The organism is uncultured Sulfuricurvum sp. (assembly GCF_937936435.1).
Lineage (GTDB): Bacteria > Campylobacterota > Campylobacteria > Campylobacterales > Sulfurimonadaceae > Sulfuricurvum.
This window is the reverse complement of the sequence record NZ_CALDDG010000033.1, coordinates 1-14,910: the sequence shown is the minus strand read 5'-3', so window position 1 is coordinate 14,910 and position 14,910 is coordinate 1. Positions and strand designations below refer to the sequence as shown.

The 14,910-nt window shown below is 43.9% G+C and carries 13 protein-coding genes and 1 pseudogene; 4 read left to right on the top strand and 10 right to left on the bottom strand.

Going from position 1 to position 14,910, the window contains the following annotated elements:
* A pseudogene (locus Q0389_RS04095) lies at positions 1–234 on the top strand (hypothetical protein); the annotation flags it as partial.
* A 22-nt stretch (positions 235–256) separates the two neighbouring features.
* On the opposite strand, the gene Q0389_RS04090 reads toward Q0389_RS04095, so the two are convergent.
* The 7 genes from Q0389_RS04090 to Q0389_RS04060 form a co-directional block, all read right to left on the bottom strand.
* On the bottom strand, positions 257–1,345 hold the full coding sequence (locus Q0389_RS04090) for a 4Fe-4S binding protein (protein WP_298691899.1): 1,089 nt from the start codon (positions 1,343–1,345) through the stop codon (positions 257–259).
* Entirely contained in the window at positions 1,338–1,907 is a 570-nt protein-coding gene (locus tag Q0389_RS04085) for a molecular chaperone TorD family protein (protein ID WP_298691897.1), read from the bottom strand. The genes Q0389_RS04090 and Q0389_RS04085 overlap by 8 nt, the downstream gene beginning before the upstream one ends.
* 180 nt (positions 1,908–2,087) lie before the next feature.
* The gene (locus Q0389_RS04080) at positions 2,088–2,492 is read right to left on the bottom strand and encodes a hypothetical protein (protein WP_298691895.1); all 405 of its coding nucleotides are present in this window, start codon (positions 2,490–2,492) and stop codon (positions 2,088–2,090) included.
* Positions 2,492–3,694 (bottom strand): ethylbenzene dehydrogenase-related protein, encoded by a 1,203-nt coding sequence (locus tag Q0389_RS04075; protein ID WP_298691893.1) that lies wholly within the window; start codon positions 3,692–3,694, stop codon positions 2,492–2,494. Before Q0389_RS04075 ends, Q0389_RS04080 begins: the two co-directional genes overlap by 1 nt.
* Complete coding sequence (locus Q0389_RS04070) at positions 3,694–4,791, bottom strand: 4Fe-4S dicluster domain-containing protein (RefSeq protein ID WP_298691892.1); 1,098 nt, start codon at positions 4,789–4,791, stop codon at positions 3,694–3,696. Before Q0389_RS04070 ends, Q0389_RS04075 begins: the two co-directional genes overlap by 1 nt.
* Positions 4,792–4,800: 9 nt before the next feature.
* Positions 4,801–7,713 (bottom strand): molybdopterin-dependent oxidoreductase, encoded by a 2,913-nt coding sequence (locus Q0389_RS04065; RefSeq protein WP_298691890.1) that lies wholly within the window; start codon positions 7,711–7,713, stop codon positions 4,801–4,803.
* 9 nt (positions 7,714–7,722) lie between these two features.
* Positions 7,723–8,841, bottom strand: a complete 1,119-nt coding sequence (locus tag Q0389_RS04060; protein WP_298691888.1) for a sulfurtransferase — start codon at positions 8,839–8,841, stop codon at positions 7,723–7,725.
* Between the two features lie 296 nt (positions 8,842–9,137).
* Here Q0389_RS04060 and Q0389_RS04055 point away from each other — a divergent pair, with 296 nt between their 5' ends.
* From Q0389_RS04055 to Q0389_RS04045, 3 genes are read left to right on the top strand one after another with little or no spacing between them, the layout of a single operon-like run.
* Entirely contained in the window at positions 9,138–9,743 is a 606-nt protein-coding gene (locus tag Q0389_RS04055; RefSeq protein ID WP_298691886.1) for a hypothetical protein, read from the top strand.
* Positions 9,740–10,114: a hypothetical protein gene (locus Q0389_RS04050; protein WP_298691884.1), complete on the top strand. Its 375-nt coding sequence runs from the start codon at positions 9,740–9,742 to the stop codon at positions 10,112–10,114. Before Q0389_RS04055 ends, Q0389_RS04050 begins: the two co-directional genes overlap by 4 nt.
* Positions 10,104–11,150, top strand: coding sequence for an Mrp/NBP35 family ATP-binding protein (locus Q0389_RS04045; RefSeq protein ID WP_298691882.1), 1,047 nt, complete (start codon positions 10,104–10,106; stop codon positions 11,148–11,150). Before Q0389_RS04050 ends, Q0389_RS04045 begins: the two co-directional genes overlap by 11 nt.
* A 40-nt stretch (positions 11,151–11,190) precedes the next feature.
* Here Q0389_RS04045 and Q0389_RS04040 read toward each other — a convergent pair whose 3' ends face one another.
* The 3 genes from Q0389_RS04040 to Q0389_RS04030 all read right to left on the bottom strand — a co-directional run bounded on the left by Q0389_RS04040 (position 11,191) and on the right by Q0389_RS04030 (position 14,426).
* The gene (locus Q0389_RS04040; RefSeq protein WP_298691881.1) at positions 11,191–12,024 is read right to left on the bottom strand and encodes a hypothetical protein; all 834 of its coding nucleotides are present in this window, start codon (positions 12,022–12,024) and stop codon (positions 11,191–11,193) included.
* Positions 12,021–13,031 (bottom strand): hypothetical protein, encoded by a 1,011-nt coding sequence (locus Q0389_RS04035; protein WP_298691880.1) that lies wholly within the window; start codon positions 13,029–13,031, stop codon positions 12,021–12,023. Before Q0389_RS04035 ends, Q0389_RS04040 begins: the two co-directional genes overlap by 4 nt.
* 180 nt (positions 13,032–13,211) lie before the next feature.
* On the bottom strand, positions 13,212–14,426 hold the full coding sequence (locus tag Q0389_RS04030; protein WP_298691878.1) for an outer membrane protein transport protein: 1,215 nt from the start codon (positions 14,424–14,426) through the stop codon (positions 13,212–13,214).
* Positions 14,427–14,910: the final 484 nt, after the last annotated feature.

The following is a 14,910-nucleotide window of genomic DNA, read 5'->3' as shown; positions in this document are numbered from 1 at the left end:
CACGATATCCAAATACAATCGGACGAACTTACCAATCTCTCCAAAGAAACGGTAGTCCTCCTCCGAGATCGCCTTTCTCGTATCAAACGCGGTGTAACTAAAAAAGGGACAAAAATCCTCAACTCCAAATCCGCTCAAGAAGCAAAAGCAATAGGTGTACGTGCATGGAGTGTTGCCAAATCGGCAATGAACGGTGCGATCAAAGGGGCCAAAGACGCGATGGAGAAAAAATAGCTCCCGTTAGACGGGAACGTTATTATAAATCTTTCGCTAACGTAAACATATTGACGTGTTGCGTCGTAAAGCTGGCACAGCGGTCACAAATCGGGTCTCCCCCCTTATAAGGGTACGGACAACGGCATTCATGACACATTACCATCTCGTATCTGACCAGTTGCTCCGCGCGGTCATACGCGATACCGACAAGGTCAAATCCTTCTTTGTCTGTGATTGCTTTGGGCTTGCAGATATCTTCACAGATTCCGCATCCGATACATTTTCCTTGCGAAAAGAAAATCGCCTGTTTATCCGAACTCAAAAAAAGTGCGTCTGTCGGGCAAAATTGGCTGCAATCACCGCAGTTGGTACAGCTTTGGAAATCGATTTGCTTATTGAAGAACAAACTGCTTCTATCTGTGAAAGTCGTTTGATTTAACCCGCCTACCCGCTCTTTGAGCGAGTTTTTCAGCATAATCCGTTTGAGTGGCATCTTCATATCCGGAAGCTTGTGATGTGCTGTCGTCATGGCTACATGCGCCTGTGCCGTCGGTTGTATGAGAGATTCTTTAACCTTCTCAAGCCCTTTTCGAAAGAGTGCCCGTCTCGGAGCCTGCTCCTCTTTGACTTCAACTATGCTTATGCGCTCGGAGTGCTCTACCAACTCCAAAAAGCGGTTCGCTTCATCGATTTTTTCACTGATAATACGATGTAATTTGCCGTCTTGGTTCAAAACACACTCTGCACAAAGGCTTAAATCGCATTGAACCTCTTTGTCTGAGCGCAGTGCCATAACGGCATAATGCTCGACATCAAATACCCCTAGACACGGAGTCGATACTTTACACGAAAGGGTCAAATCGTTTTGATACTGAAACTCCGCAGCAAAGCCGTTAGGATCGAAGCTCTCAATTTCCAATGCTTCGCTCGGACAGCTTCCAATACATCCGGCACATCCGATGCATTCATTTTCAAACAGCGTCAGCTTATTGCGGACGATATGAAACGCGCCCTTAGGGCACAAATCGATGCAGATACGGCAATCGTTGTGATAATACTCGTTACGCAGACACCGAGTCGCCGTATAACTGAAAAGATTGCTCTTCTGGATGAAATTCATGTTACCCATTGCTGCCGCCTTGTGACAAATACTCATAATCCGCACTTAAAAATTCTACGACAAAGTCACAGATGTCCCGATAAAACGGCGTATCCGCCATACTTTTCATCCCCATCATATACGGAACAACCCATGCGAAAAGATGTTGATCCAAAAACTCCAATTGCGGTGCCGTTTCATTCCGGTATACCAAAGTTTGCATAAATGCGAACTCTATCGAAAGATGATCCGGTGCCATGATTTGAGTCTGGTCCATATTGACCTCAAATCCATGGGTAAAGTAAAATGCCATAACCGGGTTTTGCAAACCGACTAGCGTCTCATTTTTTGCATCAAGGATAAAAGATTCAACAGGCTGGGTATTAAGGATAAACATCGACGTAAAATCGGTGTTTAATGCGTCATATATCGTTTCATTGTCGGTTGATGCGAACCATTCTCGCGTCTCTTCACCGATAATCTCTAAAAACGAATCGTTATTTTTGAGATCATTGATAAAACGACGGTCGGGGATGTCACTCATCACACGGGATAAAAAAGCATAGATATAAAGTCGGTATTCGTGGTTCATTATCGGTTCCTAAAAAAAGTATCGGATTGTGTCATACAGAGGCTTCGAAATACCCTAACATGAGAAACTAGTCAGAATGTAACGGGCCCCTCTCGGGGCCGTTACGTGCCGTTCTTAAAGAAGCTCGGCAAATAAGTCCCACTTCCTCGGCTTATCGGCAGAAGGAGCGGAAAAAAGGGCTTATAGGCACCCTTTGAAGAATGATTTTTTCGGTGGTGGCGGAGCTTTGAACTCAGTCGCATGGATTGTGTTTGTAGCTTCGTCTAACGTGCCGACGATTACGACACCGTTTTTATTCATCCCTTCACCCAATTCTGACAAATTGAGTTTAGAGACATCTACATTGTAGGTTTTACCTGTATTGTGTTGAAACAAAGCGATATTCGGTTTGCCTCTGACACCCGGCTCGGTTTTTCTAAAACAGCCGTCAGATCCGCACGCATAATTTTCGAGATAACAATCGGCGAATGCACCTTCAGCGGCACATCCCGGAGTTGTTAAAATCCCGTCAAACTCTTGCCCTTCCGGCTCGTTTGCGAACGCGCTGAAAACAAGCGCGGCACAAATCAATAGTAACTTTTTCATTATTCTACCTCCGCTTTGAGCGTTTTAAGGTACGCGACGATGTCATTTACCGTATTCTTATCCAAGAAGCTGTAATCCGTCATCGTAGAGACGCGTTTACCTTTTTCAATTGTATACCAAGGTGTATTACTATGTGCATTACGATTATAACCTGGTACGACAACCGCAGACGGTTTTAAGATTGACTCACGAAGATACGCAACCGTAGAGTAACCGCCGACGTTTTGAAGAGACGGTGCCATGAAGCTCGGAGCGTCTGCCGCAGTCACTTGGTGACATCCCGCACATCCGTTAGCGGCTAGAGCTTCTTTACCTTTTGCCGCGTCGCCTTTTGCCTCTTCAGCAATTTCACCGACGATTTTTGCATCCGGTTTCATCCCTTCGAGATTAACAGCAACCCATGAGCTAAGGTTTTTCAAACCGTTACGTCCCATTTTCGATCCATCCCAAACCGCAATCGCCACAGGAACCGTTCCGGTGCTGTTGACATACGCGTCTTTAAGCGGACGGGAAACCGTACCGCTCCATCCGTTACTGCTATAAACCATCGCCGCTGCCGATGCAGAAGATCCGTCTTTGATCTCTGTCAATGAACGGAACCCTTCTCCTACGAATGAGCGCTCATAGTCTGTTTTTGCCAAAGAAGCCACTTTAGCATCGTAATCGGCCAAATCTTTTCCGAAAAGATTAGTTTGGTTACGATTGATTTGCGTTGAAACATCTTTGTTTCCGTTTGGCTCATATACGCTCGCAGTCGCTTTTTGCAAATGAACCACTACCGGACGTCCGTCCGAACCCATTCCGATATACGGAAGCGGTCCTGATTTTTTGGTAGCGCCGGCGAATTGAAGTGCAAATCCGTCGCTATACGTGTCCGAAGAGTATGCCCCTTGAACGTCTTTCGTGCCGTCTGTCCATTTTACGTTGATAGCCAATGTTTTACCGTTATACAAAGCGGCAACTTGCGCATTTTTAGCTTTGTCGGCCGCATTTGCTTCGTTCGCTTTTTTGTCGTTCATGTGAACGGCAGTTTGCGGGTAAAGGGTTACCGTCGTATATTTCGCTTTTGCCCACAATGGAGACTCGGCCGAAATACCGTCTAATTTATCGCTGACCTTAACAGCACTGATCGCGCCGTTTGCCGCTAATGCGGCAGAGCAAGCAACACCCAATGAAAGGAGTGATGTGATAACTTTATTCATTAGTGGTGCCCTCCCGCATGTGTAAATTTACCGGCGATGTAACGTGTATCGACCGGCGCCAATGGATTACGCTTATTCTCTTTCGCTACTTGTTGATAGTAGTTGTTGTCCAAACGGAACATATCAGAGTGTTGGTATGCAATCAATAGATCGAGCAATTCGCTCTCACCCGTCTCTTTACGTTTTTTCATCTCTGCTTTCAACGTCGCGATAGAATCATGAACTTCAGGTCCGAACAATTTCTCGAGCTCTTCAATTGGAAGACGGGTTGAACCTTCGATGATTTTCCCTTCCGCATCAAATTTCGCAGGAGATTCGGTCGGTGGGATATAGTATACGTTTGGTTGCGTACCGTAATCCGAACGCAATCCGATTGCTACTTTATATTTGTGTACCAATTTATACACTTGAGAATCTTCATCATCCAAGAATCCTACGAAACGGATACGTCCGACACATTGCTGTGCACACGCCGGCGGAAGCCCTTGTTCGATACGTGGGAAACAAAGGATACATTTCTCTGATTTAGAGATTTTCGGATTGAAATAGATTTTTTTGTAAGGACATCCCGCGATACAGTAGCGGTACCCTTGACAACGGTCCAAGTCTACCAAAACAACACCGTCTTCTTCACGTTTGAAGATCGCGTCACGAGGACACGCACTCAAACAGCCCGGATTTGTACAGTGGTTACAAATACGCGGAAGATAGAAGAAATAGTTGTCTTGCGGAAATGCACCCGCACCTTGGTCTTCATCCCAGTTCGGTCCCCATGTCGGAGAGACATGCGGATGGAATGTATTGCTATCTGCCATACCGCCCATCAACGACTCATAGTTATAATCCCAAGGTACCCCGTAATCTGCTTCAAGATTAGGGATCACACCCGGTTGAAGATCGCCTGCAGCATCAAAACCGCCGCCGAGCTCCATCCAGTGTTTAGGATAACCGGTTCCCGGATACGTCTCAACGTTGTTCCAGTACATATACTCACGACCATTACGGTTCGTCCATTGCGTTTTACATGCTACGGTACATGTTTGGCACCCGATACATTTGTTCAGGTCCATTACCATTGCTAATTGTCTTTTAGACATTTATTCCCCTTAATACTGTACGTCTTTTGCTTTTTCGTAGTTCACGGCGCCGTCGTATGCGTACTGGTTACCGTCCCAAAGACCACCGAATTTCAAGTGACCCCATCCATCAGCCATTTCGAGCAAGTTCAATGCCGTAGGTACGACTTCATTATGCCCTTTGTTTTTCAAATACATATACGGTTCCCATCCATGCTCCATTACCAAGCCGTCAGCCGGTGCGGAAGAAGAGAGTTTCGCCATAGCGTAGAACTCGCCCAGAGCATTGTAAATACGGATCGTATCGCCGTCTTTAATACCTTTAGACTCTGCAACCACACGGTTCACTTGTGCTGCAGGGACACCGCGTTGAAGGCGTAGTAACGTACGTGACGTTTTGTAGTTCGAGTGGATTGACCAACGAGCATGCGGAGTCATGAATACGTACGGATAGTCTTTAGACTGCGGACGAATCCCTTCCATTCCGGTATTGGTTGCTGCACCCATTTTGATGTACATATCATGGTCAACATAGAACGTTTGGCGGCCTGACATCGTTTCAAGACGCTCAAATTTATAAAGGTTGTTCTCCATAGAGCTGTACGGACGGTCTGAATACAACGGTGAAGATTTCGCCGCTTTTTCGTTGATCAGCAAGAATCCGCCCACTTTGTACATTTTTTCCATTGTCCACGGCTCATACTGCTCACATTTTTCCAATGCCGCTTGTACCGCCATTTTGTCGGTTCCGAGATAAACTTCGCCCGCACCTTCAGACTCGGCATCGGTGTTTGTGTACTCTTTATGGAATATCGTCAAATCATGGAATCCCGGTTTTGCATATTTCGGATGATCTTTTACTTTTGCTTTATCGATGTTTTGCGGTCGGTTAGCGATCTCTTCCATTTTTTTAGCAAGGAAGGTAAACATTGACCATTCATCCATCGCTTCACCGATATTTTTGATATCGGCAACCGGCTGTGCCAAGTTGGTGAAACGGTGATAACCCGGAGAGGTACGAAGGTCATAGACCTCATAGTGCGATTTTGCCGGCAACAATACGTCCGCGAATTGTGCCGCTTCCGACATACGGTAATCGACATATCCGAAGAATTTTGTTTTGCTCAAGAATGCTTTACGGTATTCAGAACCTTTGTTACGGCGGAATTTAGAGTCGGCAACGATCAATGCACAATCCGGTTGCCACCACGGTTTATTGTGGTTACCGTGTTTAGATTCCAAATTCTCAGTATTGTTTTTGCCGTGTCCGAGCATTTCAGAAACAACAGCCATGTATTCTTTTTTCGTCATACCGTTTTGCGCACGTTTGACGTCTGCATCGCTGAAATATTCATCAAATGTTTTCAAGCCGTCACCGAATACGAACTCACCGACGAATCCCGAACCGAAACGTGCGTTGTATTTACCGCTGAATCCTGACAATGCGCCAAGACCCGAAAGGGTAAATTCATTCTCTGTGTTCAATCCGCCGTATGGTCCCATACGACCTGTCAATCCGCAGATAGAGGCGATATTCCAGATTGAAAGGACACCGTTGAAATATTTGTTCAACGAGAACCCGGTCGTGATTTCAACAACTTTCGGCAATGCGATATCGCGTGCAAGCTGACGAACCGTATCCGGGTGTACTCCTGTAATATCTTTAGTCGCTTCCGGAGCGAATTTAGCCGCCGATTTTTTCAACATTTCAAAAACCGTCGTAACTTCGCGTTTATGCCCTTCTACATCCGTAATCGTCCAGGTACCTTCTAGTTCAGGATCGATACCGAATTCATCCAAACGGAGAGATTTTGTAGAGCTTCCTTCCGTTCCCGGCATCAATGCGACTTTACCGGTCGCTTTGTTCATACCGTAGAATTGCTCTTCGAATTTATGGTGATCTTCTTCATTCGCTGCATGTTCCATATCGGAACGGCGAAGCATTTTTTGTGTTTTCACATCGACCAAGAAAGGAAGGTCGGTGAAAATTTTCATGAATTCAGGTTTGTAAAGTTTTTCGTTGAGGATAACGTTAATAACGCTCATTGCAAGAATATTATCCGCACCCGCTTTTACCGGAATCCAAAGATCCGCTGATTTAGCGGTCGCATTGAACTCAGGGGTAATAACGATGACTTTTGCTCCGTTATATTTCCCTTCCCATACGAAGTGAGCATCAGGGATACGTGAAACGGATGGATTCCCACCCCACATAACCGCAGTATCGACGTTATACATGAAATCCCATGTACAACCGACGTTACCTTCACCGTATGCAATCGCCGCACCCGAGAACATATCCCCGAGGTATGATGACGGATAAATACGGATCGCACCGAGCTGAGTCGAGAAACGAAGCGGAGCACCACGACGACCTTCGGTCAAAAGACCGGTACCCGCGTGTACCATCAATTTATCCGGACCGCGTTCAGGATCGGTCATACAATCGAAAATGTTTTGACATACGATTTCAGCCGCTTCATCCCAGCTGATGCGTTTCCATTTACCTTCTCCGCGCTCACCGACACGCTGCATCGGATAGAGGATACGGTCTTTTTGGTACATCACTTGTGAGTGCTGAACCCCTTTATTACATCCGCGAGGATTAAAGTCAGGGATTTTAGCATTGATAATCGGATAACGGGCAGATTGGTTTTCACGGGTAATTACGCCGTTATGTGACCAAACTTCCCATGCACAGTTCCCTTGGCAGTTAACACAGTGGTATGCAAAACCGTGTTCTTCTTTTTTACCGTACGTGAATGCAAATTCGTTGCGATACATATCTTCGGAATAGTTGGTATTCGGATAGTTCTCTTTACCGTTCTCAACAGACATTACATTGGTTTTTGCGAAAAGTGAGCCTTGTGAAGCCACTAACGCTGCCGTCATCCCTGATACTTTCAGGAAGTCACGACGATTATTGTTCATTACTTTTGTCATATTTCTGCCTTATCGTTTAATCGGAAGGTTCATGTCGTTACCCCAAACATCCCAGCTTCCTGTGAAAACTTTAACATGGGGATATCCAAGCAACTGAAGCGCTGTAATATGCTCAGACCCGCGGCCTGCACCTACTTGACAGTACGCATAAATCGTTTTATCCGGAGTTACGCCGTACGATTCATACACTTTTTTTAACTCATCCGCATCTTTAAAAGATAATTTTTTGTCCGCATCTGAAATTCGGCTCCATTCGATAAACGTTGCCCCCGGTATATGTCCGCCGCGCGCTACATTATCCATTTTACGCTCACCGATGATTTCAGCGATCCCGCGGGAATCAATAATGACGTATTTAGAGTTTTTCCCGTTTTTGAGGATATCATCCATAGCGTGTTTAACTTCTACTTTATCGGCGATAGCGGTAAAATCAAGTTTTTTAGGATCGATCACATATTTTTTCGCTTTATCGACTTCGTCGCCTTTAACAACCAAAAGGCGTTTTTCAATATCGTCTAGTTTTGCTTTCAAAACTTTCATATCGGCATCGGCTTTTGCAATTGACGCGGTAAGTGCAGCAGTATCCGCACCCTCTTTTTTAAGAGCTTCTTTGTCTGCTTTTTGCCCTTTTTTGATCTCTTTTAGCTGAGAGTTGACTTCATTGTATTCTTGTTGAGCAGGATCAATCGCCATGATAGCGGCACGTCCTCCGTTCAAAACTTTTACATTTTTGTGCCCATAGCTTTTGAAGAACGAATAAACACCTGTCGCATTGGGACCTTTATAGTCATCATACGCGATAATCATCATATCGTTGCTGATCCCTTTGCCTCCGATGTATTTTTCTGCATCATCGACACAACGGTACAAAGGTGCACAATGCATCTCACCCGTAATATCTGAATGGTGCAAATGGTGAGCGTACATCTCCACTGACCCTTTAATATGCCCTAGCTTATAAATGTCTTCACTATCTCCCGATACGAACATTACTTTTGGATTTCCAATCAGCTTGACTGCTTCATCGGCCGAAATAAGGATATCCTTATTTGCATACTCATCGGCTGCCATCACTGATGACGCTGACAATGATGCAACCACACAGAGTGATTTTAACCATCTGTTCATCCGTGCTCCTTTATCTAATATGTACACACAACGGTGCTTTAATTTATGGAATTACCGTTTCCATTATAGGTGGAGGACTCTTAATAAGTGTTAAATTACATTTTCATTACATAAGAGGATTACGAATTGTTACATTATTATCACATTTTAGAGACATAAGATTATTGTGCGTTATTTTACGTTTTCTTATAAAGACTTCTCTGTTTTTCCCCTTATAATTGTTTATTAATACTTTGGATTTAATCACTTTTTGATAGTATGGCAGATAATTTATATCACAACACAAAAGGAAGCATATGGAAAGTGAGACTATCCAAATTGCCATAGCACAATCCGATACTACCGCACTTATTGAAGCTTTAGAAGACAAAACCCTCCCTATTGAAGACGTACAAACTATCTATAACGCTTTTAAAACAGATAAACTCATTGTAGGTCAGGTCGCCATGAATCTCTCACTGCGTACCTCTGTCTATGAACGTGACCGCGAATACAGTCCGATAATGGTCGAATTGCTTATCGATATATCACAAAATCCTGTCGATATGGGGGCACGATGGGCCGTTGCCAAAAATCCGCACACACCGGTCGAGGTTCTCCGTCATCTCGCGAATGACACCATAAACCTCGTCCGTGCTCTAGTCGCCGCAAATCCGTCAACCCCAAGCGATGTTTTAGAAAAGTTCTTCAGCGATGAAAAAATTGTCCGAGACGGACTCTCCGGAAATCCTAATACACCTGCAAAGCTCTTAAAAATCCTTTGCGATGACAATGATAAAATGGTTCGAATGCGCCTTGCCGAAAATCGTGCCGCACCGAAAGAAGTTATCACATTATTGCTGCAAGACACCGATCCGGATGTCAGCAAAGCTGCCGAAGTCAATCTGGGAGAACGCGCATGAAAAAGCGTCACCATGAAGAACGTAGCAAGTTTTTAACGTTGGAAAACCACTTTTTAAACACTTTTTTCTCCGGTCTTTATCTCAGTGCGGGTGATTTTATTGCTGTTGCAAAAGCAAACGGCGTCGATCTTCAAATGCATTCTCGTGAAATGTTAATAAAAGACCTTTTAAACGAATCGGATAAAATCGGTACGTTCAACGGAGTCATAATAGCCCTGAACAATCTGATCGACGAACGCATCAATCTGTCCAATCGATTAAGCCTCGAATACCCCGGTGCACGGGCAGGTCTCTCAAAGCTTGTCCAAAAAGCTGCCGGAACGAAAGCTCTGTTGGCTCGCGAGAGTAGAGGAAATCCTTATGAACTCTAAAACGCTTAGCGAAGCACTTCATAAACTCCCCTATCCCGGTCTCAACCGGACACTCGGTGAACTAAAGCTGATCTCTGAAGTGAAAGTCTCTGACAGTATAGCTCATATTGAACTGCTAACCGTCAGTGATGACTCTTATCTCAACGTAAAAGCAGCAATTGAAGCAACATTTTCAACCGACTTCATCGCACTCAACATTACCAAGAAGAATACAGCAGCCAAAGATATCAATTACGGTAACAGTTCTACCCCTAACAATCGGGCTCCCTATGCTAGGAACGTTATCGCCGTCACCAGCGGAAAAGGGGGAGTCGGGAAAAGTACCGTCAGTGTTAATCTGGCTATCGCACTCGCCCAAAAAGGGTATAAGGTCGGTATATTAGATGCCGACGTTTACGGCCCTAATGTTCCGCGCCTCACCAATACCGATTTAGAAAAGATCAAATGGAATGACGATAATAAGATTGTTCCAAGTGAAAACTACGGTCTGAAAATCATGAGTGTCGCTCTAACGACTCCTACCTCCGATACACCGCTTGTATGGCGTTCATCCGTTGCCGTATCGGCATTGATCCAGTTTCTCGAAGATGTAGCGTGGGGAGAACTCGATTTCCTCGTCATCGACATGCCTCCTGGAACTGGAGACATCCAGTTAACTATGGCTCAAGAACTCCCGATAACCGCAGGTGTCATTGTAACCACACCGCAGCTCGTTGCCTCAGATGATGTCAGTCGAGCAATCCGTATGTTTCAGGATATCCATGTACCAATGGCTGGATTGGTTGAAAACATGAGCTATTTTATCGCTCCGGATACGGGACACCGCTATGATATTTTCGGCAGCGGAGGCGGGGAACGTCTCTCTAAACGCTATAACATACCGCTACTGGGTCAAATTCCTCTGGATATGTCTATCCGCGAAGGCTCCGACAACGGGGAACCGCCTGTTGTATTAGGAGATACGAATCAAAAAGCACATTATATGAATATCGTCGAAGCAATGCTAAAATCGGCAAACTTTACCGTAGGAAGATAAAAGAGGGAGGGTTTCCGCACAAAAGCGGAAACTCGGTAGTTTATTTAAAAACTTTTTGAAGATCTTTTTCAACTGCACCCGGAACGGTAGCAATCGTCATGAATTCAGACATCGTAAGCAATGGATAACTGATAGCAATAAAATATTTTGCGCTTAACGCTTTTGCTTTCCCGTCTTCAATCAATACCGCCCATGGAAGAATTTCTCCATTCTGCGCACCGACTTTTTTCACAAATCCGTTTGTACGGCGATCGAGAGATACAAAAGCTACATAACGGTCATCTCCAAGTTTCACAACGGCCGTAGTCCCTTTCGCTTTTTGCGCTTTCGCCACCAAATCAGCGGTCGAACCTTCTGCAACTACCATCATGTCCTCATAATACGGCATTCCGACCATAAAATGATATCCGGCTAATCCGTCAAATTCCCATTTATCCGTAGAATTTTTCAAAGGTCCGAACGCTTTTTCAAGAGATGCCAACGCACTTGCAGCTGTGGCATGGTTGTACTCTTTTTGCATGAACGCTTTTCCGAAATAGATCGGATTTGCAATGCTGATTTGTTTGTTTTCATCATCAACCAACAAACGGCCTACGGCAGCAAGCCCCCGATTAGGTTTATTAGCCATTGATTTCATAGCAGCATTTGTGAAAAGAACCGTTGTTCCGCTATCCCCTTTATAGGTTCCGACAACTTCAAACCCTGCACCCGTCAATTTTGATTTAGCCGCTTCGACATCACTGTATGCTGCGATTTTATACGTTGCAACCTCTTTTTCAACCGCTACACCCGCTTCGGCAGCAGGCGTTGTACCCGCACAGCCGCAAAATGCGATCATTATCGCCGCAGCGATTAATGAATAGATTTTTTTCATAGTTCTTTTCCTCCAAGACCTGTCATAATCCCGATGATCTCTTTATCCAAATTATGGATGGAATCGACCATTTTAGGATCTTTGATACCCATAACCGCAATCCAGTTTTCCAAACGCGGCATACCGACCATCAACTTGTTTGAACCTTTTTCTACATACATGTACATTGAACAAGGCGCGAATGCACCTGCATCAGGACGTCCGTTATTAAAAATTCCTTCTGAAAATCGGAAATGGCATAGAGAATAGACCCAATACGCATCAAAACGGCCAAACTCGACGTTGTTATCGGTCATAGAACCTTTAATGTCTTTGTAGCCGGCGATGATGTAATGGTTGGCTTCAAATTTTTCTTCAAATTTTCCTTGGAAATCACTAATGAATGCATCCAAACTCTCAGCACGATCAACCGGGAATTCAAACGTCATCATTGGTTTTGCCGGCAACGCTTTGTAATCCACTGTTTGCACTTTGCTTCCGATCTCTTCTGAGACCATTTTATCCAATGGAATGAAAGAAGCGATGAATTTAGCGCGGACATCGGCATCTTTGACACCGACGATATCAAGCATTGTAGCCGGATCAACATGCCCTACATAGGTTTTATCTTCACCCATTTTTTTCCAAATATGAAGATTAAACGGTGAAAATCCGCCGAGTGCGGGTTCTTTCATCAACAACGGTCCGACGACTTTATCATTTGTGATAGAAAAGAATCCGAGGTTATCGAGCGTCTCTTTAAAAGTCGGATCGAAATCAGGGTGTTTAACTTTTACCCCTTTCTCTTCTTTATATTCCGTTCCCCATTTTGTTTTATACGCATCGTTAATGCGCTCATGCGGATCCGACAATACGTATCCGATTGTGCTGATCTTATTATTGACCATGTCCATAAAAACTTTTTCTTTATCGCCGTCACCGATGTAAAATTTCGCACCTTGTACACCGAATGCCATTGTAGCCGCCAGTGATAATGCAGCTGCACCTATTAGTAATCTGTTAAACATATGATTCTCCTTCGTGATATCGCTTACAATTTTTGTGATATGTTCTTCAGCGGAAGCTATATTGTATCACAAAACAATCAAATAAACGATAATGACAGCTCAACGTTTTTTGAACTCTTATTATCGTTATTAAAGGTGAATGGATTGTGAATCTCTCCCGGGAGGAGAGAAGAAAAACTCTTAGAAGTTGAAGTTAAGTTGAACAGTAACCGCTTGTTGACTATGGCTTGTTTTAATAGTTGATGGCGTCACATCCGTAGGCAATGGTCCTGTTTGAACCATAATGCCGTATTCATCAGTTACTTCAGGAGAATAGACATACGCCAAATCCAATGATGTCATTTTTGTAAATGCATAGCTGCCACCCACTGTATAGTGATCTTCAATAATCGCAGGGAATCCTAACTCATTCATGATATTGATCAATGTTCCTGCATATCCTTGATCTTTAATAGGGCTAGTCGCGTGGTTGTAACCTGCGCGTAATGCCCAATTATCTTGTGCATATTGATAACCGAGCATAATGACGTTTTGATCTTCCCATTTGAAGTCTTTATACCCTTTTGCATCCGACCATTTAATTTTTTTATAATCCAATGCGATAGTGTTTCCACCGAACACGTAAGAGATACCGACACCCATTTCGGCCGGTTGCTCTAGGTCATCCGAAAACATGCTTGCAGGAGCTCCAGTAAAATCTGACATGGCTTGTGAAATTTGACCGTTATAATTCATATCGATTGCAGACTTATACGATGCACCCACCGTGAGCCCGTCTACTTCATATGCGGCACCAACAGTATAGCCCAATCCAAAATCTTGTGCTACACCCTGAGTAGAGCTTCTTGTTCCACCGGCATAAGTTGTGTCATAATTTATATCTAAAGAACCGTATTGAAGGATAGGAGCTACGGCAAAGCTAAATCCGTTTGCTTTATATGCTAAAGGAAGAACAAACTGCATCAATTGAAGATTCGTCATCATATTATAGTTTGTATCTGTGCCGCGGTAATCCGTACCCATTCCGGCGACACCGTACATACCGACACCCCAGTAGAAATTATCGGTAGCTTTTTGCGCAACTGCTACAGTAGGGATAACAGATAAATCAGCATCACTGTCCCCTTCCGGTGAACCAAGACTACCCGCAACGGTCGTTTTAACATCAGGCATAAAAATAGTACCGCCGAAAGAAACTTCTGTTCCCGTAACGCTTGTAATCATTGCCGGATTGGTAAGAGCAGATTCCGCACCATGGCTTACACCGATACCGACGCCGCCCATACCGACGGCTTTAGCACCCACACCGATCATTGCATCACCGTTTGTCGCAAACGCAGATGTAGCACTTAAAGCAACAGCGGCAGCTACCGCAATTTTAATAGAACGTTTCATTAACTCTCCTCGATAGTTTTGATTGAACCGGTAAACGATTCGTAAACATCACTATTATAGGGGGGATAAAATTAATCGTAACTTAACACGAAAGTATCACTGTATTCGTTTTTGTTATAATTGAGATCATATATATAATACGACGGTCTAATTAAAATAATATAGTGAGATTGTGCGTCAAAATAAGCTATTTGGAGGCCAAAAATATATAAATCAGAAAAGCCTTTACATTTAGTCCGATATCAATAAAAGAACAATATTTGTAATATGTGTAAATATGAAACGTTCTAAGTGACATTTTTGTGATTATGTTCGTCATCTAATATGACATAGAAATAAAAAAAATCAGCAAACAGCGTGCAATGAGACAATGCTCTTTAAAAGAGAAAGTTGCTTGTTAATTAAGTGAAATAATGGGTTGCAATTACAATTTTTGTTGTTGGAACAGGGGTTGGATTGGAAGTTAAATGTATGAAAGAAATCT